The sequence below is a fragment of the Marinomonas piezotolerans genome, from assembly GCF_003362755.1.
GTDB classification, from domain to species: Bacteria; Pseudomonadota; Gammaproteobacteria; order Pseudomonadales; family Marinomonadaceae; genus Marinomonas; species Marinomonas piezotolerans.
Window position 1 is genome coordinate 413,617 of record NZ_QKRA01000001.1, and the last position, 20,492, is coordinate 434,108.

At 44.2% G+C, this 20,492-nt stretch carries 25 protein-coding genes; 9 read left to right on the forward strand and 16 right to left on the reverse strand.

What is annotated here, in order from left to right; genetic code table 11:
* Positions 1 to 269 precede the first annotated feature (269 nt).
* Entirely contained in the window at positions 270 to 548 is a 279-nt protein-coding gene (locus DN730_RS01880) for a putative quinol monooxygenase (RefSeq protein WP_115466409.1), read from the forward strand.
* Positions 549 to 561: 13 nt separating this feature from the next.
* On the opposite strand, the gene DN730_RS01885 is transcribed toward DN730_RS01880, so the two are convergent.
* Positions 562 to 855 (reverse strand): YrhK family protein, encoded by a 294-nt coding sequence (locus DN730_RS01885; protein WP_211313810.1) that lies wholly within the window; start codon positions 853 to 855, stop codon positions 562 to 564.
* Between the two features lie 88 nt (positions 856 to 943).
* Positions 944 to 1,594, reverse strand: a complete 651-nt coding sequence (locus DN730_RS01890) for a YecA/YgfB family protein (protein WP_115466410.1) — start codon at positions 1,592 to 1,594, stop codon at positions 944 to 946.
* Between the two features lie 58 nt (positions 1,595 to 1,652).
* Between DN730_RS01890 and DN730_RS01895 the strand changes: the two genes are divergently transcribed.
* From DN730_RS01895 to DN730_RS01910, 4 genes are all read left to right on the forward strand, one after another.
* Positions 1,653 to 3,428 carry a RecQ family ATP-dependent DNA helicase gene (locus DN730_RS01895; RefSeq protein WP_115466411.1) on the forward strand — a complete coding sequence of 592 codons (1,776 nt, stop codon included), beginning with the start codon at positions 1,653 to 1,655 and terminating at the stop codon, positions 3,426 to 3,428.
* Positions 3,421 to 3,927, forward strand: a complete 507-nt coding sequence (locus tag DN730_RS01900; protein ID WP_115466412.1) for a SprT family zinc-dependent metalloprotease — start codon at positions 3,421 to 3,423, stop codon at positions 3,925 to 3,927. The genes DN730_RS01895 and DN730_RS01900 overlap by 8 nt, the downstream gene beginning before the upstream one ends.
* A gap of 72 nt (positions 3,928 to 3,999) precedes the next feature.
* Entirely contained in the window at positions 4,000 to 4,836 is an 837-nt protein-coding gene (gene ttcA, locus DN730_RS01905; RefSeq protein WP_211313811.1) for a tRNA 2-thiocytidine(32) synthetase TtcA, read from the forward strand.
* A gap of 12 nt (positions 4,837 to 4,848) precedes the next feature.
* Positions 4,849 to 5,412, forward strand: a complete 564-nt coding sequence (locus DN730_RS01910) for a YfaZ family outer membrane protein (RefSeq protein WP_115466414.1) — start codon at positions 4,849 to 4,851, stop codon at positions 5,410 to 5,412.
* A 72-nt stretch (positions 5,413 to 5,484) separates the two neighbouring features.
* Here the strand turns inward: DN730_RS01910 and DN730_RS01915 are convergent, their stop codons facing one another.
* The 12 genes from DN730_RS01915 to ccoN all read right to left on the reverse strand — a co-directional run bounded on the left by DN730_RS01915 (position 5,485) and on the right by ccoN (position 16,725).
* Positions 5,485 to 6,027, reverse strand: a complete 543-nt coding sequence (locus tag DN730_RS01915; protein ID WP_115466415.1) for an adenine phosphoribosyltransferase — start codon at positions 6,025 to 6,027, stop codon at positions 5,485 to 5,487.
* A 27-nt stretch (positions 6,028 to 6,054) separates the two neighbouring features.
* Positions 6,055 to 6,816 carry a fumarate/nitrate reduction transcriptional regulator Fnr gene (gene fnr / locus DN730_RS01920; protein ID WP_115466416.1) on the reverse strand — a complete coding sequence of 254 codons (762 nt, stop codon included), beginning with the start codon at positions 6,814 to 6,816 and terminating at the stop codon, positions 6,055 to 6,057.
* Between the two features lie 32 nt (positions 6,817 to 6,848).
* Positions 6,849 to 8,219: an oxygen-independent coproporphyrinogen III oxidase gene (gene hemN / locus DN730_RS01925; protein WP_115466417.1), complete on the reverse strand. Its 1,371-nt coding sequence runs from the start codon at positions 8,217 to 8,219 to the stop codon at positions 6,849 to 6,851.
* Positions 8,220 to 8,300: 81 nt separating this feature from the next.
* Complete coding sequence (locus tag DN730_RS01930; RefSeq protein ID WP_115466418.1) at positions 8,301 to 8,975, reverse strand: sulfite exporter TauE/SafE family protein; 675 nt, start codon at positions 8,973 to 8,975, stop codon at positions 8,301 to 8,303.
* A complete protein-coding gene (gene ccoS, locus DN730_RS01935) occupies positions 8,972 to 9,124 on the reverse strand; it encodes a cbb3-type cytochrome oxidase assembly protein CcoS (protein ID WP_115466419.1) in 153 nt (50 codons plus the stop codon). Before ccoS ends, DN730_RS01930 begins: the two co-directional genes overlap by 4 nt.
* Before the next feature lie 8 nt (positions 9,125 to 9,132).
* Positions 9,133 to 11,514, reverse strand: coding sequence for a heavy metal translocating P-type ATPase (locus DN730_RS01940; protein WP_115466420.1), 2,382 nt, complete (start codon positions 11,512 to 11,514; stop codon positions 9,133 to 9,135).
* A complete protein-coding gene (locus DN730_RS01945) occupies positions 11,511 to 12,005 on the reverse strand; it encodes a FixH family protein (RefSeq protein WP_158541162.1) in 495 nt (164 codons plus the stop codon). The genes DN730_RS01940 and DN730_RS01945 overlap by 4 nt, the downstream gene beginning before the upstream one ends.
* Before the next feature lie 52 nt (positions 12,006 to 12,057).
* The gene (ccoG, locus tag DN730_RS01950) at positions 12,058 to 13,467 is read right to left on the reverse strand and encodes a cytochrome c oxidase accessory protein CcoG (RefSeq protein ID WP_115466422.1); all 1,410 of its coding nucleotides are present in this window, start codon (positions 13,465 to 13,467) and stop codon (positions 12,058 to 12,060) included.
* 108 nt (positions 13,468 to 13,575) lie between these two features.
* Positions 13,576 to 14,472, reverse strand: coding sequence for a cytochrome-c oxidase, cbb3-type subunit III (ccoP, locus tag DN730_RS01955; protein ID WP_115466423.1), 897 nt, complete (start codon positions 14,470 to 14,472; stop codon positions 13,576 to 13,578).
* Positions 14,472 to 14,654 (reverse strand): cbb3-type cytochrome oxidase subunit 3, encoded by a 183-nt coding sequence (locus DN730_RS01960; protein ID WP_115466424.1) that lies wholly within the window; start codon positions 14,652 to 14,654, stop codon positions 14,472 to 14,474. The genes ccoP and DN730_RS01960 overlap by 1 nt, the downstream gene beginning before the upstream one ends.
* A gap of 14 nt (positions 14,655 to 14,668) precedes the next feature.
* Complete coding sequence (ccoO, locus tag DN730_RS01965) at positions 14,669 to 15,271, reverse strand: cytochrome-c oxidase, cbb3-type subunit II (RefSeq protein WP_115466425.1); 603 nt, start codon at positions 15,269 to 15,271, stop codon at positions 14,669 to 14,671.
* Positions 15,272 to 15,282: 11 nt separating this feature from the next.
* A complete protein-coding gene (gene ccoN / locus DN730_RS01970; protein WP_115466426.1) occupies positions 15,283 to 16,725 on the reverse strand; it encodes a cytochrome-c oxidase, cbb3-type subunit I in 1,443 nt (480 codons plus the stop codon).
* A gap of 228 nt (positions 16,726 to 16,953) precedes the next feature.
* Here ccoN and DN730_RS01975 point away from each other — a divergent pair, with 228 nt between their 5' ends.
* Together DN730_RS01975 and tusA are read left to right on the forward strand one after the other, a co-directional pair.
* Complete coding sequence (locus DN730_RS01975) at positions 16,954 to 17,547, forward strand: alpha/beta family hydrolase (protein ID WP_115466427.1); 594 nt, start codon at positions 16,954 to 16,956, stop codon at positions 17,545 to 17,547.
* 8 nt (positions 17,548 to 17,555) lie between these two features.
* The gene (gene tusA, locus DN730_RS01980) at positions 17,556 to 17,804 is read left to right on the forward strand and encodes a sulfurtransferase TusA (protein ID WP_115466428.1); all 249 of its coding nucleotides are present in this window, start codon (positions 17,556 to 17,558) and stop codon (positions 17,802 to 17,804) included.
* A gap of 38 nt (positions 17,805 to 17,842) precedes the next feature.
* Here tusA and DN730_RS01985 read toward each other — a convergent pair whose 3' ends face one another.
* On the reverse strand, positions 17,843 to 18,436 hold the full coding sequence (locus tag DN730_RS01985; RefSeq protein WP_115466429.1) for a CBS domain-containing protein: 594 nt from the start codon (positions 18,434 to 18,436) through the stop codon (positions 17,843 to 17,845).
* Between the two features lie 44 nt (positions 18,437 to 18,480).
* A complete protein-coding gene (locus tag DN730_RS01990) occupies positions 18,481 to 18,774 on the reverse strand; it encodes a hypothetical protein (protein ID WP_115466430.1) in 294 nt (97 codons plus the stop codon).
* Between the two features lie 236 nt (positions 18,775 to 19,010).
* Between DN730_RS01990 and DN730_RS01995 the strand changes: the two genes are divergently transcribed.
* A complete protein-coding gene (locus DN730_RS01995) occupies positions 19,011 to 19,742 on the forward strand; it encodes a DUF599 domain-containing protein (protein WP_115466431.1) in 732 nt (243 codons plus the stop codon).
* Positions 19,732 to 20,433 carry an O-methyltransferase gene (locus tag DN730_RS02000; RefSeq protein ID WP_115466432.1) on the forward strand — a complete coding sequence of 234 codons (702 nt, stop codon included), beginning with the start codon at positions 19,732 to 19,734 and terminating at the stop codon, positions 20,431 to 20,433. The genes DN730_RS01995 and DN730_RS02000 overlap by 11 nt, the downstream gene beginning before the upstream one ends.
* Positions 20,434 to 20,492 lie beyond the last annotated feature (59 nt).

Below are 20,492 nucleotides of genomic sequence, written 5' to 3' on the forward strand. Positions count from 1 at the left end.
TAGTTGTGGAGCACTAATTTTACCGAGTGTTTTCATAGACGTGACGTACACTGCAACAATGAACGAATAAAATTGCCTTCATCAGACAACTGCTAGGGGCAAAGTCATGGTAAAGTTTATTCATAAGGTATGTCGATTTGGTGTGTTCGGTTTAGTGTCTTTAGTTAATGGGGTCATACACTGCTCCTACGCAGAAGAGCAATAAAGGGACGTACTCCAATAGCGGTATATTATGTTAGTGTGGAAATACAATTGGTGGGAGTTAGTACATGACGCAAGTTCGTTTGACGGGTCACATCGTTGTACCTGAAGCCGATTTAGCCGATGTTAAAGCAGAATTACCGATACATATTCGTTTGACGCTCGAAGAACACGGTTGTTTGAGCTTCTCAGTCACACCGTGCGCAGAGAATCCACTTCGGTTTGACGTTCATGAAGTGTTTACAGATAAAGCAGCTTTCGAGGCTCATCAAAGACGCGTAAAAGCCTCTAGGTGGGGGGGCATCACAGTGAATGTCGAGCGACATTATGAGATATCCTATGATTAAGCGTTCTCATAGGTTACTTAGCGTTATTTGTATGACGTCGCTTTAAATCAGGATGCACGCGGCCGATATGAAACAAACCAATCAGCTTTATAATAGGTTTAATCATGAGTTGCGCACTGCCAACAATGAACAACCAGGTACCACTATAGGTTAGCGACTCATTTAGGAAAAAGAAGCTGCCGATCAAAAACCAGATGGCGATCAGCAAATCATTCAAAGCGCCCAGTGTGTCGTAACGTCTTTGAATAACAATATGATTGCAGTTGTTGTCTCTTATTTTCTCGTTGGATGATGATTCATTGTTCACGTGTTATCTGTATCCTTGTGTTGTTTGTCTTACAACGTGCTAAATGTTCGAATACAAAAAGCCGCTCCAATTGAGCGGCTTAGTGAGATTACTTACGAGGTTTTTTCCCGCCTGATTTATTGTTTTTTCCAGCCTTTTTATTACGATTTTGCTGTGGCTTGGGCTTTTTCTCGGGCTCGGTGCGCAATACAAGGAACAAATCCGTGACTAACTGAGGGATTTGAGAGATACAAGATTGAGTGAGTTTTTCGCTTTCACGGATCTGCTGTACTTCTTCATCTTCAAACAGATCAGAAGCCACCATGAATGGTAGCAGTAGTTCAGCGACCGTTTCTTCTTTTTCAGTCTCAAACCAGCTTCTTTCTGTGAAAAACACACCTTCCATGAATCCAGAAGCCCACTCTTGAAGCTCGCTTAGTTCCTCTGGGTTGTCACTCATTTCAATTTCACAAGGTACGAGGAAGTCATCTTCGGACTCTAGTTCCTTTTGAATATCACTTAAAAGCCGTTTAAGTAGATTCTCAATGTGATTTTGTTCTTTTTCAGAGGTAAAATTAGGGCTTTCCTCGAATACAACAGGTAACCAACGAGATGGCTGTGGCGTGTTTGGACAGATTGATAGTGCGGTTAGAAAGCCGTGGGCCATTACAAAATTTTGGCAATCTTCGTGAACGGCATCAGAGTCTAGGAAGTTTTCTAACTCTTCAAGTTCTAAATCATCAAGTGGTTGGTGCTGCATTTAGGTATTCCTATTATTCAATCGCGTCACAGTGTAAACATATCAGTTGTAAAAAACCATGAGCGAATCGATCAATTCATCCGCCTTAATTAAACACAGTAAGTGCTTCGAAGCGTTACAACGCTTGGGTTTTGAGGATTTTATTGGTTCTCAATGGTCTTGTATAGAGCCAGTTCTAAACGGACACGACGTCTTAGCCTTGTTGCCTACTGGAGCGGGTAAGTCCACCATTTATCAGGTTGCCTCTTTGGTCAGGGAGGGGGTTGGTATTGTGGTGAGTCCTTTGATTTCTATCATGCAACAGCAGGTCGAACAGCTGAGTGCATTAGGGATTAAAGCGGAATTTCTTAATTCGACACAAAATGGCGCGGAGCAAAACGATCTACATTGGCGTTTACGGCGCAATGATGTCGAAATATTGTATATGTCTCCCGAAAAGTTACTACAACCAAGTGTGCTTGGGTTGTTAGAAGATATCCCCATTGCTTGTATCGCAGTCGATGAAGCGCATTGTGTGCTGCGATGGGGTAAGCACTTTAGACCTGAGTACGACCAATTAGGTCAACTCAAGGACGTTTTTCCCTCTGTCCCTGTTATTGCTTTGACAGGGACATTATTACGTTCCAAGGAAGAGGAGGTTGAGCAGGCATTAGACCTAAGTGGACCTGTTGTTGTTCGTGAAAGCATTAAACGGCCAAACTTACGCATACAAGTATCGCAAAAACGACGAGCCAAGCATCAGCTACTGTCTTTCCTAATGAAAGAAGGGCTGGGGCTGCCGGGCATAGTCTACTGTCGTTCACGTCGAAAAACCGAGGAACTTGCTAGCTGGCTTACTGAAAATGGCGTTGCGGCCCGCTGCTACCACGCCTCTCTAGATCACGAAACGCGGACGCAGGCACATACCGCGTTTGCGCAAGGTGGCGTTCAAGTATTGGTCGCGACGACTGCCTACGGTATGGGGATTGATCTTGGCCATGTTCGATTCGTTGTGCATTTGGACTTACCTTTATCCATTGAAAGTTATGTACAAGAAATGGGTAGAGCAGGGCGAGATGGCCGGCCAGCGTTTGCTTTGCTTTTCTATGGTTTGCAGGACATCCTACAAACTTGGCAGTTTTTACAGCATGAGAGGGGGGACGAAGATGACTTTTGGCAATTGATTGAGTGCCTAGAGACTCTTGGCTGTCGTCAGGATGCAGTATTGCGGGTGTTCAATGAAGCAGGCGACGAGCGTTGTGGTCAGTGTGACCGTTGCATCAAGCCAGTGTCCCAACATAATGTGACGATTGCAGCGCAGAAAATATTGTCGTTGGTTCATAAAACGAAAGGCATTGTGCCATTCTCGTCGCTAATTCATACACTATTGGGAAAGAACAACAAAAGTGTCAGTAACTATAGTCTTCAGCAGAGTAATTTGTTTGGTGAAGGTAAAAGCTTGGATGAAAGCCAATGGAAAGCAGTGATACGCCGTCTTTTAGCGGCAGGTTACCTTCGTATCCAACAAATCCAACCATTTAGAGTATGTCTTGATGAATCATGCCGAGCTATTTTAAAGGGCGATAACCAGTTAATTCTTTCACCAGACTTTTATTACCCCGTATTGAGAGAGTCTGATTGTATGCCGTCACCCGATGACCAATCATGGAATCGGCTTATGCGCTGGAGCGTGCAAAATAGAATGCATGAGCACCTTAGTGACGTCCAGTTACATAAAGTTTATGAGGCGAATCCGAAAAGCTACGCTGCGTTAAGTCGTGTGACAGGATTGAGTGTTGAACGGTTAAAGCGATTGAATGCCGCAGAGCTTTTTGGTGATCTTGAATATGGTTAAGTCTCAAATTGATACAATTGAGTTGAGGCGCAGGGTTGAAGTAAAAATTGATCAATGTCTCAAGCAAGCTGAACGTTACTTCAATATGCGCTTAACTAAGCCAATATTTAATTTTAAACAGCGTGGTCGTAGCGCGGGCACTGCATACTTGCAAACAAATGAAATGCGTTTTAATGCGTTTATGCTAAACCAAGACCCTGAGAAGTTTATTGATGAAGTTGTACCTCATGAAGTCGCGCATTTGGTCGTCTATCAAGTATATGGTAGCAAACCTAAGCCTCATGGGCCTGAATGGGTCGCCATTATGGAACATTTGTTTAATGTCGACGCGGAACGGACACATACATTTGAGGTCCCGAAACCTAAGCGGCTTTATCTCTATCAGTGTGGTTGCCAAACACATGAATTTACTGCTCATCGACATGGTCGAGTAAAACGCGGCACTCAATACCTCTGTAAGCTTTGTAAAGAGCCATTAGTCTTTTTACATGCAAACTAATCTGCTGTGGCTGGATGCTTAGCGACTGGGCTTGTAGTAAGATAGCCGCATCTGATATACGGTACGTTGATAATGAATTCTGAAATTGATCGAAAAGAAAAGCTAGAGCTTAATAAATTGCAAAAGCGCTTGCGGCGCAATACAGGCCAAGCCATTGCCGACTTTAATATGATAGAAGACGGCGATAAAGTCATGGTGTGTCTGTCAGGCGGAAAAGACTCGTACACCATGTTGGACATTCTTTGTAACCTACAAAAGAGTGCGCCGATATCCTTTGAAATTGTTGCGGTTAATTTAGACCAGAAACAGCCTGGATTCCCAGAGCATGTGTTGCCTGCCTACCTTGATGAGCTTGGCGTAAATTACCATATCTTGGAAAAAGACACGTACAGCATTGTTAAAGAGTTGGTGCCAGAAGGCAAAACAACATGTGGACTTTGCTCGCGCCTACGCCGTGGCTCGTTATATGGATTTGCAGAAGAGATTGGTGCAACGAAAATTGCACTAGGTCATCACCGCGATGATATCTTAGAAACACTATTTCTCAATATGTTCTTTGGTGGCAAGCTTAAATCAATGCCGCCTAAATTGTTGAGTGATGATGGCAAACATGTGGTAATCCGTCCTCTTGCCTACTGTAAAGAGTCAGATATTGAGCAGTATTCTTTACGAAAGGCTTTCCCAATCATCCCTTGTAATCTTTGTGGGTCTCAGGAAAATCTACAACGTCAAGTTGTAAAAGAGATGTTGCAGGGTTGGGAGAAGCAATACCCTGGCCGATTAGATACCATGTTTTCAGCGGTACAAAATGTTGTGCCATCTCATTTGGCGGATACTGATTTGTTTGATTTCAAAGGGCTGACACAATCAGAAGACGCATTCAAACGTTTAAATTTAATTTCGCTTTAAGAAGGATCCAGGATGTCGATTAAAACACTACTGCCACTTGCACTAGGTGCTTGCGTATCTTATCAAGCAAGCGCTAGCACGTTTGAAGGGTCGCTCTCAAATGAGGCGATCAAAGCAGACATAAGTATTGATCAAGGTACATATTTTCTAGATGCTGGTGGAATGTACCACACCAATGATGGTACCTATGGGTACGTTGGGGCGCACATCGAAGACAAAGATACGGCGAAAGACTATCCGTTGCAGATTGGCTTGGGTGCTCGGTTAATTGCTGTCGACACTAAGTATGACAAAGATGGAGAAGGTCTAGCTGTGGGCTTAGGTGGTTTCTACCGCTTTACTTTCCCAAAAGCGAATCGTTTTAGTATTTATGGATCTTTGTACTATTCGCCGACAGTACTGTCATTCAGAAATATTGAGAACGTTTATCAGACTGAGGTGAGAGCAGAGTACCGCACACTACGTAATGCTCGCGTGTTTGTCCGTTACGGATTAACTCAAGTCGATTTGAGTAGCTATAACCAAGATGCTGAAATGAATAAGAGCATTGGTTTAGGGGTAGTGACGTATTTCTAAGAAGCCTTGTTCAAAGTGACACAAAAAAGGTGGCATTAAAAGCCACCTTTTTTTGTTACTTGAGTATTTTAGTTATTCACCTTCGAATGCGCAAAGGGCAAACACAGGTACGTCTAAATCTGATATTTTTGTGCTGCCGCCAAGGTCTGGAAGATCAATAATCGAAGCCACTTCTTTTATCGTTGCACCTTGTTGACGAAGTAGGGTCATTGCAGCAATTAACGTTCCACCGGTCGCAATAAGGTCGTCAAAGAGCAATACGTTCGCTCCTTCATTCACAGCGCCTTCTTGAATTTCAAGCTCAGCACTACCGTACTCTAAGTCATAACTCTGTGAGATGGTTTTACCTGGCAGTTTACCTTTTTTTCGAACTAGCACTAAAGGGATGCGCAATTCGTACGCGAGGACCGATGCAATGAGGAAGCCTCGAGCATCGATGCACGCAATGTGAGTGATGTCCGAATCGATGTATCGGTGGACATAAGCATCCACTACCATGCGCATACCTTTCGGGTTTGAGAAGATAGGCGTAATGTCGCGAAAGCTAATACCCGGCTTAGGCCAATCTTCGACCGTTCGAATCAGCGACTTAAAATAAAAGTCATCAAAGAGCATGAAATAAAACCTTAACTGAATGGTTAATTAGACGGCTTCGATTTTAGCACATTCTTCGGCAGTGCCGATAAGTTTCTCCATTTCAGGAAGATCAACTATGGTGATTTCTTTCCCCTCAACATCGATCAATCCATTCTTTTGGAAACGTGTCATAACACGACTAACCGTTTCGACCGCTAACCCAAGGTAGTTACCGATTTCTCCACGAGACATGGATAGTCTGAAGGACGTTGCAGAATATCCGCGTTTTTTAAACCGCTGGGAAAGGTTCAGCAAGAAAGACGCTACTTTCTCATCGGCATTCTTTTTACCCAGTAGTACCATCATTTGCTGGTCATCACAGATTTTTCGGCTCATTAAGCGAAAGATCTGATGCTTTAGAGAGGGTATTTGAGCTGTGAGCTGTTCTAAATGAGAAAATGGAATTTCGCATACAGTGGTCGTTTCCAGAGCTTTAGCGGAGATAGGGTAGGTGTTGTTATCGATGCCACTTAACCCCAATAGCTCACTAGGACAGTAAAAGCCTGTAATCTGCTCTTCACCAGAGTTGGTAATATTGAAAGTCTTTAGGGTACCGGTACGTACGGCAAAGACTGAGTCGAATTCTTGACCTTGACGGAACAGTAGCTCGCCTTTTTTAAGAGGGCGTTTACGTTCAATAATTTGATCTAATCGGTTAACGTCCTCATCAGCTAGCGATATTGGAAGGCACAAAGCGCTCAAACTGCAGTTTTGACATTGCGAGGTTAGTTTACTGTTAAAGCGAGTTTTTGTGTTTGAAATAGACATATTACTCTCCCTGAGCTCGATCGGACTATTTGTTATATAACTTTTGAAAACGAGGCATTGTCATGAATGTATTGGTCAAAGACCATGCAGACGCACCTAACCAATAATCGGCCCGCTTCAGTCACAGTCAGCACTATAGTATCTGAACCCCGTATAATTTTTATGACGCCATCTTCTTCCAGTGCTTTCAAGCACTCTAGCTCATGGCTGAAATATTGTGAAAATTTAATGTTAAAGATAGCATCGACTTGTGAGCTTTCAATCTGGTTATGACACAGCAGCTGCATAATAACAAAATGCCGAATGCGATCATCCTTATTACTGATATATCCTTTCATTATAGCGAGTTGACCATTTTCAATGCTGTTTTGATATAACGAAAGATCGGTGTGATTCTGAAAATAGGTGCCGTCAATCTGGCTGATGGCAGATACGCCAAATGCCATTAGGTCTGTATCAGCATGGGTGGTGTACCCTTGAAAGTTACGTTGTAACTGACCGTTTTGTTGAGCTTCGGATAACGTGTCTTCGGGTTTTGCAAAATGATCCATACCGATATATACGTAACCCGCATCAGTGAGCGTTTGGATCGTATGTTTTAATAGAGTCAGTTTTTGCTCTGGCGTCGGCAAGTCTGATTCTAAAATACGCTTTTGTGGAGAAAATCTGTGCGGTAAATGCGCATAATTGAATACGGAAATACGATCTGGATTTAAGCCGATTACGTGTTTCAGGGTCTTATCGAAGCCGTCTAGAGTTTGCTTGGGCAATCCGTAAATCAGATCAAAATTTATGGATCTGTAATTTAGGCTGCGCAAATCTTCCATGACCTGTTCGACTAACTCCAGCGATTGAACTCGATGAATAGCTTGCTGAACGTCAGCATCAAAGTCTTGGATACCGAGGCTTGCTCGATTGAATCCAAGTTTAGAAAGTGTTTCTAGTTTTGAGCGACTTACTTCTCGGGGATCGATTTCAACGCTATAGTCTTGGCTTCCATCATTAATAAGTGAGAAGTATTCTCGTATAATATCAAACAAAGTTTCTAAATTTGCTTCGCTCAGGAATGTTGGAGTACCACCGCCAAGATGTAACTGGGTGACTGGGCGATTTTGATCAATCATCAACGCCCTCAAGCGCATTTCTTCGCCTAACAACTCCACATATTCAGAGCCTTTGTCGTACTGTTTGGTAACGATTTTGTTGCATGCGCAGTAGTAGCAAAGGTGGGCGCAAAACGGTACGTGAAAATATAAGCTCAAAGGCAGTGATGATGGAGCGAGCATCTTATCTATCAGCGATATTTTGCTGATGTCAGCAGAGAACTTAGGTGCCGTCGGATAGGAGGTATATCTCGGTCCGGCTAAGTTGTACTTTTGAATAAGGTCAGAGTTCCAGAGCATTTTCTATGTCCTATTAGATTTTCTAATAGGAAGTTTACGCTTCTGGTGATTTCATTAGCTGATACAGATCAAGATTTGAATTTATCCATGTGCAGAAATGATCTGTCTTACGTATGGAATGCTGTAGATGCCGTAAAAAATGATCAAAACCCCAAAAACAAAACCCAGTCGGTAGGCTGCCCAGTATTCTTTCAATCGTTGACTGAATGCTCCCGCTAACATCATTGCTGGCATTGTCCCAGCAGCAAAGCCGGCCATGGCGCTTACAGAGAGAGACACTGAGCCGTGCGACGATGACCAAATAACGGTGGAGTATACCAACCCACACGGTAGCCATCCCCATAATACCCCAGCCATAAATGCTTGCTTGTTTGTTCGAATAGGTATGAGTCGACGCGCCATGGGTTCTAATATACGCCAGCCAACAACGCCAATACGTTCAATTTTTAAGATCCATTTCGACGCCCCACATAGATATAGCCCCATCAATATTAAGATAATTCCTGTAACGGTACGTAGTGGGTATAATAAATCTATATAAAGCGCATCTGTTCCTAGCTGGATGCTAGCTGCCAGTGTGACCGCTAATAAAGCATATGAGCTGACGCGACCAAAGTTGTAACACGCCAAGCGCCACATGGATGGTTTACCATTCAGGCTCAATAATGACGAAAGGCCGCCACACATGCCGATACAGTGACCTGCACCAGCGATCCCGATCAGGAGGCCGCTAAAAAACACGCTCACAGCAGTCATTTAGAATGCTCATCGTCTTCAAAGAGAATGCGTTCACCTTCTCGATCTAAATCCTCAAATTGATCTCCTTTTACTGCCCAGACAAAGATGGCTCCAGCGATAGCGACGAAAATTGCTGCAATTGGAATTAGGATAAACAAGCTTTCCATTTCAACTCCTAGTTTCGAGATAAACGCGTAGCATTGATCACGACAATGAGCGAGCTCAGTGCCATGCCAATCGCTGCCACCCAAGGCGGCACCCAGCCCATGACGGCCAAAGGCAGTAGGGTCGTGTTGTAGCATACTGCCCATGCGAGGTTTTGCTTAATAATTCGTTTACAGCGTTTCGCGGCCATGATGGCATTGGCTACCCCAGATAAATGGTTACTGAGCAATACTGCATCAGAATGAAGCTTTGCTAAATCAGAGCTACCTCCCATTGCCAGTGATGTTGTGGCACCAGCAAGTGCAGGGACATCATTTAGCCCGTCGCCTACCATTAGCATATTTTGGCTGGGCTGGTTCATAAGCCAGCGCCATTTTTCTTCCGGCGTGCAGCTCGTTTGATAATGGCTAAACCATTTGGTTGGTAAGATTGATTGAGCGGACATTGGTGTATCACCTGTTAGCAAGCTGACAGCAATCCCCATGCCCGTTAGTCTCTCCAGTACCTCTTTTGTCTCTGGACGAATCTGATCATGCAAGTCTACTTTAGCCAGTAAAGTGCTTGCTCGGCAAAGATAAAGCGTTAGGCCTGTGTTAGTGGCTTCAACCAACGCTGCCGGTATCTTGATGTCTTGAGATTTAATGAAGTCAGCATTGCCAAAACAATAGGTTGCCCCCTTATGGACGCCATACACTCCTTGACTAGTAACATTTTTAATATCGCTGAATTCAAATGGAGAAATATTACCGAATGCTTTCGCGATTGGATGATTTGAACATTGTTCGAGACCTGCAATGAGGCGAAGGATATCGGACTTTGAATATTCGTCAGTCATAAGGGTCGTATTACGGACGGTAAACTCACCTAAAGTTAACGTCCCAGTTTTATCAAATACCACATGGTCTACTTTCGCAAGCGCCTCGATTACGTGCCCTCGCGTAATAAGAAACCCATCATTTTTCAATCGGTTTGTGACGGTTGTCAAAGCAGTGGGGGTTGCCAACGACAGCGCACAAGGACAGGTGACAACCAATACGCTAACCATGATCCAATAGGCCTCAGGTTCGCCTTGCATCGCCCAAAAAAAGTAGGTTGCTGCGGCAATAACGAGTACCGCGATAACAAAATAGTGGGCTACTTTATCGGCTAGTAAAGCAATGGCTGGCTTTTCGGTTAATGCTCGGTCGGTAATGCGAGAAATCGCGGCAGCTTTTGTGTTTTGCCCTAATTGTGTGACTTCCAATAGGGCTGTCTGGTCAATATTTGTTGTACTCGCACTAATGTTATCCCCCAAATATTTGATAACAGGATTATATTCACCTGTTAAGCTGGATTCGTCTACGGCAGTCAAAGTGCTTTTAAGAGTGCCGTCTGCGGGGAATATCTGCCCAGGATCCACCTTTACCGTATCTCCTAAAGCTAGGTCTCGCTGGGCTATTTGCATGCTTTCGCTATTTCTAATCACTGTTATTGCTGTTAATGCGTCGTCCGTATTAATGAGCGATTGATTTGAACGCGCTACGGTTTCTAAAAAACGGCCTAGCAGTAAGAAAAAAATGAACATGGTTACTGAATCAAAATAGACATGTCCTGTTTGGGTTATAAGTGCGGCGGTACTTGATACGTAGGCTAGACCTATGCCAATCGAGACGGGTAGGTCCATGGTAAAGTGACGGTTCTTTAGGTCTCTTAGGGCGCCGCGATAAAAGGGGAGTCCTGCATAAAGGGCAACGGGTGTAGCGAAGATGAAGCTGACCCACCGAAGCAATTGTCGATAAATATCGTCCATCCCATCCATATCACCGGCATACATTGCAATTGAACTCATCATGACCTGCATCATACCTACACCCGCTACACCTAAGCGGATAATTGCCTTTTGCTTTTCTTTGCGTTGGTGCAGGTCTTGCTCGCCTGGGAGGTATGGTTGTGCTGAATAACCGATGGCTAATAGTGTTTGAGCTATGCTAAGAGGTGATTGTAACGGTGATTTCCATGTAACAGTCGCGATCTGCGAACTAACATTGACGAAGGCGCTGTTTACACCTTCTAGTGACGAAAGTCGTTTTTCAATAAGCCATGCGCATGCTGAGCAGGTAATACCAGTGATCGCAAATTGCATGGTATGCGCGTCATTTTCTGAATGTACATAGCGTGCATAATTGCTTGGATCAGAAAGAAGCTCGAATGCGCCGATATTGTCATCAGACGGTCGAGTTGCTCGTTGGTTTTGTCTTTTCTCGTAATACTTTTCAAGATCTGCATCGTGAATGCAGGTTGCTATTGCTTGGCAACCATAGCAGCAAAATGACTGGCTTTGGTGTTTGATATCAGCGGTTATAGACAGTCCAGAAGGAATCGCATCACCACAATGAAAGCACGAGCTTGTCATAGATTAAAGTCGAGTTTGCTATGAATATTTGTGTTGATTCGGCCGTTAAGCTGCCAAAGATTATTAGACTCTAGGTAGATGTTCCAAATTCCTGTCAATGGCTTCTCTAAGTTGGCCCGATATTGGTCCGCCTGTATTCGGATGAACGTGACAGAAAAATCATATTTAGATAAGGCTGCATGTGCAAATAATGCAGTGAGAGTCGGAGCCTTTACGTTGCGAGTAGCTAAAATTAGCTCTCCCGTGAGATTGTCTAGTGTCAGATGAGCTTCTATACCTAGATCTTTTGCTGCATCACGCATGGTAATGACTTGGTTAATGGCCAACCCTTCTTTGTAGTAATCATCTTTTACCAAGTCACTTGATGAGTGTAGTGAGGCATAAAGCTGAATCATCCCCACAATAATAGACGAGGCAGGAATCGAAATGATGAACCATGGCCAAAATTGCTTGTACCAAACCGTCGTTGAAGCTGATGAGTAAGTTGACACGATGTGCTCCGAATAAGTAGTTCGCAATGAGTTTATCATCGCGAACTATAAATTATTTTGATATAGGACCAATAAAGCGGCTTTCTGTAATCTTTTCTAGCACGTAGTTTTGGTCGATTGAACGAACTTTAAAGTAGATCGTATTGTTCTGTTGAATCATCGAAGTAGGCGGCACTTGGATCGAGAAAGGTATCGAGCGGACCTCACCAGCTCGAACGTTAACTGTTTTACGGCCAATCATTGTCATGTTCTTAAGCCCAGAAACAGACAACTCAAAGGTGTGCATGGCCTGATCCATGTTGATGACCTTCACGGTGTAGATGTTTTCAATCATGCCGCTAGGCGTTTCATTATAGAGGCGATTGCGGTCACGTATTACATCTAGGCCTAAAGCTTCTCTGTCACCTGCGAACGTGAAGAAAGCCCCGATCACGATCAGCATCGCTAAAGCGTATCCGAGCGCCTTTGGTCGCAAGATATGGGAGCGTTTACCTTCCAGCCGTTGTTCTGTTGTGTAGCTAATAAGCCCTTTTTCGTACCCCATTTTGTCCATGATCGAATCGCATGCATCGACACAAAGCGCGCACCCTATGCATTGATATTGCAAGCCATCACGTATATCAATTCCGGCAGGGCATACATGCACGCACAGGCTACAGTCTATACAATCTCCCAAGCCCTGACTTTTAGGGTCAACATTACGCTTACGAGCACCTCGCTTTTCCCCTCGGTTGTAGTCGTATGAGATAACTAACGTATCAGGATCAAACATTACGGCCTGAAACCGGGCGTAGGGGCACATGTAAGTACAAACCTGCTCACGCATCCAACCAGCAAAGAGGTAAGTGGCCCCCGTAAAGAATGCAATCCAAAAGTACGCCCAAGGGTGTGCGGACAATGTAAATATGTCGACAACTAAATCTCGCACAGGCGTAAAGTAGCCGACAAAAGTAACTCCTGTAAGCCACGCGAATGCAATCCATAGTGCATGTTTGGCAAATTTTTTACGAAACTTTGTCCAGGTCAGCTCTGAATTATCGAGCTTGATACGTTGGTTGCGTGAGCCCTCGGTTTTCTCTTCAATCCACATGTACACCATTGTCCAAACTGTTTGAGGACACGTGTAGCCACACCATACTCGGCCAAACAAGGTTGTTACAAAAAATAGGCCAAAGGCGCAGATGATGAGAATCCAAGCGAGTAAAAAGAAGTCTTGCGGGAAGAAAGTGATGCCAAAAATGTGGAATTGTCGAGTAGGGAGATCAAATAGCACTCCTTGGCGGTCATGCCAGCTCATCCAAGGTGTTAAAAAATATCCCAGCATCAGAACCCAAAGAGTACGGACACGTATTTTTTGAAAAAAGCCAGATATAGCGCGGGTGTAAATCTTTTTACGCTTCTCATAGAGATCATATTCGATGATTTCAGGGGTGACATCTTTCACTGGAATTTTATCATTCATACTGCCTTCCTTATTGTGATCAGGCTGTTTTGCTGCGAGCTATGTTACCGCCATTCCACAAAAAAGGGTGTGCCACTTTGGCACACCCTTTTGATACACATCAGCGAATTACTGATTTGATAGGCTATATACGTATCCCGCTACAACATGAGATTTGTCTTGTCCTAGTATCGCTTCCCAAGCTGGCATGCGTCCGGAGCGGCCATTTCGAATGGTTTGTTTTATTTGTTGCTCACCGCCACCATATAGCCAGATGTTGTCGGTAAGGTTTGGGGCACCAAATAAGTGATTTCCCTGAGCCTGTTCACCGTGACACGCTTGACAATTGGTGCTGTACAACGCTTGCCCTTTTTTTGCTGCAGCGGCATCCGTTTCGCGCCCACTAAGGCTCATGACATATTGAGATACTTGGTGTACACCAGACTCACCTAATATCGGCCCCCACGCAGGCATAGCGCCCATTCGGCCATTTAGGATTGTCTGCTTAATAGATGCCGCATCGCCACCGTATAACCAATCCTTGTCAGTGAGGTTCGGGAATCCGTAACCTCCTGTGGCTGCTGACCCATGACATTGAGAGCAATTATTAGCAAAGAGACGTTGACCAATTCGCATTGCTTGATCGTTCTTAGCTAATGCCTCGATTGGGGTTTGCGAAAATTGTGCAAACATAGGGCCAAACTCAGCCTCTGCTGCAGCGACCTCTTCGTTGTAGGCGGATTCCTGCGTCCAACCTAATAACCCTTTAAAATTTCCCAGCCCTGGATATAAGGCCAAATACCCTAAAGCAAAGATCACTGTTAACACGAACATCCAGTACCACCACTTTGGTAGAGGGTTATCGTATTCTTCAATGCCATCAAACTCATGGCCCATAGTTTGTTGAGTGTCGCCGTTGAATTTTTGCCCTTTGCGAACTACGGACAAAAGGACGTAGCACCCGATGATTGAGCCGAGAGAGATCACAATGATCCAGCCGCTCCAAAAAGAAGTTAGTTCATTCATTATTTATGGTCCTCCGCCTGGGAGTCTTTAGACTGATTGTCAAAGTCATCGTCCGCAAACGGTAAATTAGCTGCTTCGTCAAAACCTTTTTTACGACTCTTGCTAAACGTCCAGACACCAATTGCTATGAAAGCGATAAAAGCCAAAGGCGTTGCGAATGCACGTAGTGTATTGATATCCATTTCACTTCTCCCCGCTATCGCTCGATAACCGTGCCAAGTTGCTGTAGATAAGCCACGAGCGCATCGACTTCTCGTGTACCGCGGACCTCAGCTTTTGCTGTCGTGATTTGTTCGTCCGTGTAAGGGACGCCCACCAAACGTAGTGCGATCATCTTATTCTGAGTTTCGTTACCATCAATGGTGTTTTCAAAAAGCCATGGAAAACCTGGCATGTTTGACTCGGGTACAACGTCTCGAGGGTTATAGAGGTGTGCTCGATGCCACTCATCGCTGTAGCGTTGACCGACACGTGCTAGGTCTGGGCCAGTCCGTTTGGACCCCCACAAGAAGGGATGGTCATAAACGGATTCCCCAGCGACGCTATAAGGCCCATAGCGTTCAGTTTCAGCACGAAATGGGCGGATCATCTGACTGTGACAGCTTAAGCAACCCTCACGCTGATAGATATCCCGACCTTCAAGCTCAAGAGCTGTAAGAGGCTTTAGATTTTCGACAGGTTGCGTTGTCTGCTTCATAAAGAACAAGGGGATAATCTCTACTAAAGCACCGAAGCTTATCGCTACCACGATCAAAACGATCATAAGTCCCATATTTTTTTCAATGACTTCATGGCGCATATCGATTCTCCCTATGCTGGCTGTGCGTCGGTTTTAAGGCTATTAGGCTCGCTTTTGCTAGCTTGGCGTACGGTCATATACGTGTTGTACGACATCAATAGCATTCCTAATAAGAAGACGGCTCCACCGAGTACTCGAACAAACCACCCTGGGTAACTCGCGTCAACGGCTTCGACAAATGTATAGGTCAGGGAGCCATCGTCGTTGAATGCTCGCCACATTAGTCCTTGCATAATGCCGTTTACCCACATGGACGCTATGTATAGAACGGTACCGATAGTGGCTAGCCAAAAGTGTGTGTTAATCAAGCGTGTAGAGTACATCTGGCCCGGTTTCATCCCATATAAAGCGGGTAACATGTGGTAAACAGCCCCGATACTAACCATGGCAACCCAGCCCAGTGCTCCGGCATGCACGTGCCCGATTGTCCAGTCAGTATAGTGAGACAGGGCATTAACCGTCTTAATAGACATCATTGGGCCTTCAAACGTAGACATACCGTAGAAAGAAAGTGATACCACTAAGAATCGTAAAATTGGATCATGACGAAGCTTATGCCATGCGCCTGATAACGTCATAACACCATTAATCATCCCGCCCCAAGAAGGTGCTAATAGTATCAAAGACATAACCATGCCCAGACTTTGGGTCCAGTTAGGCAGCGCCGTGTAATGGAGATGGTGAGGTCCAGCCCAAATATATAATGAGATCAATGCCCAAAAATGAACAATTGAAAGGCGATATGAAAAAACTGGACGACCTGTTTGTTTAGGAACGAAGTAGTACATCATGCCAAGGAAGCCAGCAGTTAAGAAGAACCCAACTGCGTTGTGGCCGTACCACCACTGAACCATCGCGTCTGCTGCACCAGAGTATACCGAGTATGATTTGAAGGCGCTTACCGGGATGACAGCACTATTGCCAATATGCAACACGGCGACGGTGATAATGAACGCACCATAGAACCAATTAGCGACATAGATATGTTTCATCTTGCGTTTGGCAATCGTGCCAAAGAAGTTTATTGCATAGGCGACCCATACGAGGGTAATTAAAATGTCGATAGGCCATTCTAATTCTGCATACTCTTTGGTTTGTGTATAGCCAAGCGGTAGCGTTATCGCGGCCGCAACAATAATGATTTGCCAACCCCAGAAGGTAAATCCGGATAACACTTCGGAAAAAAGACGAGTTTGCGTGGTACGTTGCACCACATAGTAAGATGTCGCAAATAACGCTGAACCACCAAAACCGAAGATGACGGCATTCGTATGAAGTGGACGTAGACGACCAAAATGAAGGTAGGGGATGTCGGCAAGTAAGCCTGGCCATACCAATTGCGAAGCGATTAGTACGCCGATAGCCATGCCTACTACGCCCCAGACTACAGTCATTATGGTAAATGCACGTACCACACTGTAGTTATATGTTGGGTGATCAAAAGCTGTGCTCATAGTTTCTTCCACAAACCAAGTTGAGTGATAGACCTTGTTATTGAAAATGCTGCCTTCATAATAAGCGCTCGCTTAAATGATTCGTCCCGACTTGATATGTCCAATGAAGCTGGGAAGAGGCAGCGGTGAACTAGCGAAATTGATTCTAAGTCTTTTCACATTTTGAATAACAGATTAGGAACTCCCTATGTTGTGTTTCCTTGTCACAGAGCAACGTTTTTATATCCTATGACGACGGTTTACATATTCCACGGTGCGGGAGCTGGGCACCAAAGTGACTTTTTGAGTGGTTTTAGAGCAGAGTTAGAAATAGCTACCAGAGAATATAAATCACTGACTATAGAGTCCTATACCTTAGAGTATATGGCTGAAATGGAGCAGAGTGGAAAGCGCAGACCACCTCCTAATATAAAGACGCTTATAGATGAAGCTGTGTTTAAGATAAGTCCGAATGAACCAGTTATTCTGATTGGTAAATCAATGGGCGCACGAATGATCGCGGAATTGTGTCAAACGCATAATGTGCAAGCCTGCGTTGCGCTTGGATATCCATTTTATCCTACTAAAAAGCCTGATAAAGATCGCCTGTACCATTTGCAAGCGACTAAGGGAGTTCCATTCAAGGTGATTCAAGGTACACGCGACGCTTTGGGCGATAGAGCGTGGGTGTGTACTCAGAGCTTACCTATTAATATATCGGTTGAGTGGGTAGAAGGTGCCGATCACGATTTCAACGTATTGAAACGTTACAATATGAGCCGGAATGTAGTGTTGGAGACATTGGCACGCACTACATGCGAATTTATTAAACCTTATGTTTGAGGCAATGAATGACTGAAGATGTCAACCATGAAGAAGTATTAGATACTCAGGGCTTATACTGCCCAGAGCCAGTAATGATGTTACACGGGGTGATTCGAAAGATGGAACCAGGGAGTGTGGTGAAAATCATCGCTACGGACCCTTCAACTGAGCGAGACATTCCTAAGTTTTGTAATTTCCTAGGTCATCCACTTCTTAAACAGACTGTTGAGCAGGGTATTTATTATTACTGGGTCCAAAAGAAAAAGGCCGGTTAAAAACCAGCCTTTTGTCTTAAGTGTTGTGCTCTTTACACTTAGGCAACACGTAAACGCTTGCTGTTCGCATAATCACCTTCGATGACTTGATGCAATTTAGCAAAGCTGGTGGATGTAGCCGTGTCAATGCTCAACTTAAGCTGGCGGACAATATCGTTTGCTGAAACTAATCCGCGAATAGACATATTCTCTTCATCGACAACGAGCAAGTGTTGGTAGGTATTTTCTTTTTGACTGTGGATGACAGATTCAATGTCACTGTTGGTCAAAGATTTATAAGAAACGGCTAACAGATCTTCTTTCGCACGCATCAAATCAATCGCGAGCAATTCATCACGCATGTAGCCTGCCGCGGCTTGTTTGATAAATGCTTCCTCTGACAAGTCTTCTAGACTCACGACCCCTAAGAAGTTGTTGTTAGCGTCAACGACAACTTTCATACGCACATGCTCTTTCTTCATAATCGTTGCCAGTACATCCGCACGCACGTTGGGTTCGATAACACGAGGATTGGTTTTTTTAAAATCGGTGAACACTGATGTTGCTGGGGAGTAGAGCCCTGTGTTCTGCTCAATTACAGGCCAAGATAGATCGTTAATATCGCTTGTAGTGACATAGGTAAGTGTTTTCATGTTCGTTCTCCAAATAATAACTGATTTAGTAAATTGTTAAGTTATTAATAGGAAGGAGGTGGCCCACGACATGAAAGAGTGCTGGGTTGTACTGAGGTGAGGTGATTTTGCATGCAGCTGCCGTGAGAGGCAGCAAACTTGCTTGTACTAACATATTCATCAATTGGTAACGCTTGATCAATATCGGGTAAAACTTCCGCACTCGGTAGCTCGAAGGGTGTTTCAACTAGACCGCCTTTCAGATAGCTAGGCGCGTTGCTGTCGTCATGTGCTTTCGCCCCAACGCTAACGAATAGCATCAGAGGAATGAACATTATGAGAATCAGCAAGCGTTGCATGAAACACACCCTTTTAAAATTATTTACGTTTTCAGCATAGCCTGAGTTGCATAGTATTGACAACGATCAATTTTCTTCGGACGCAATTGGTCAAGTTTTTTTCACCTTCTGGGCTAATTTGACTCCCAGAAGAAATATTTTTGTCGCTAATAGAGCTTTCTGACGTTGAAACAATAGATTATTCGATATAATAGCGACCTACATACTTATAACCTTAAAGGCTTGTTAGGAAACTTATGGATAATCAATCGCTTTATGATCTCCTTGATCCAATGGCCATTTGGACACTCGTTGTATTCGTCGGGTGTTGGTGGGGGTACGCATTCTACGCGCTTCATTACTCTAAGCGACGTACCTGCCTAGTGAGCGTGTTGCACCAATTCCGTTTAGCTTGGATGTCACGATTATTACGTCGTGATAATCGAATCGCTGATGCGTCGGTAATGGCGAATCTTGAGCGTAGCAGCTTGTTTTTCGCATCGAGTAGCTTGCTGATCATCGCGGGGCTATTCACCGCGTTCAGCTATTCAGAGCAGGCGTTAAGTATTATAAATGAATTCTACTTTTTAGCCCCGATGAGTCAGACTGAGTGGGAGCTTAAAATTATCGTATTAGTGCTCATCTTTGTTTATGCCTTTTTTACGTTCACATGGTCCGTTCGTCAGTACAACTTTTGTTCTGTGCTGGTCGGTAGTGCCCCATTGGCGACAGAGCGAGGTATCGAGGAGAGTGAGCGTGAGCTTTATGCCATGCATATGGCAAAAATTTGTAGTCTCGCCGCGAACCAATTCAATTATGGACTGCGTGCTTATTATTTTGCGATGGCATTTTCTGCATGGTTTTTAGGTCCTTACTTTTGTATGGCGTCAAGTATCATGGTTGTTGCTGTGTTGTACCGTCGCGAATTTCGCTCCAAAACGTTTAAAACTCTTAGTCGTGGTCTAGTTATAAAATCTCATGCTTCCTAATTTTCCTAAGCCAGTTTCAGAAGATAATTTTCCGGTTAATCGAACCGTTAACGTTGATGATAAGCTTTATTCTTATGTGATAAATCATTCGGTGAATGAACCGACTGTACTGGAAGCGATACGACGTGAAACCGCCCAGTACCACATGGCTCGAATGGCGCTGTCGCCTGAAGTGGGGCAGTTTCTCGGGCTTTTGGTCGCTTTGCAGCAGCCTAAAAAGCTTTTAGAAATAGGTGTATTTACCGGCTATAGCACGCTTTCTATGGCGCTAAAAATGTCCTCTGATGCGACACTCCTAGCTATTGATAAAAAACAAATGTGGTTAGATATTGCGAACCGATACCTTGATCAAGCAGAGATACAAGGTAGCGTTGAAACACGCTGCGCTGATGCGAAGGAGACCATGGAACAATTGGGGAAAGACGAACGTAGTACCTTTGATTTCATTTTCATCGACGCTGATAAAGCCAATTTGCTGCACTACTATCATCTTGGTAAACAGCTGCTTCGTCCAGGAGGGTGTTTAGTGGTCGATAATACTCTCTGGTGGGGAAATGTAGCCGACGAGGAATTCACTGATAAGGATACGCGCATTGTTCGTGAATTGAATGATGCTATTCATCAAGATCCAGAAGTAGATTCTAGCTTACTTACGATTGGAGATGGTTTAACAATCGTGCGTAAGCGTTAACTTTTACGCTTGAAATTTTTTTCTATGACTCCATAACATGGTTCATAACCGAGATTGGC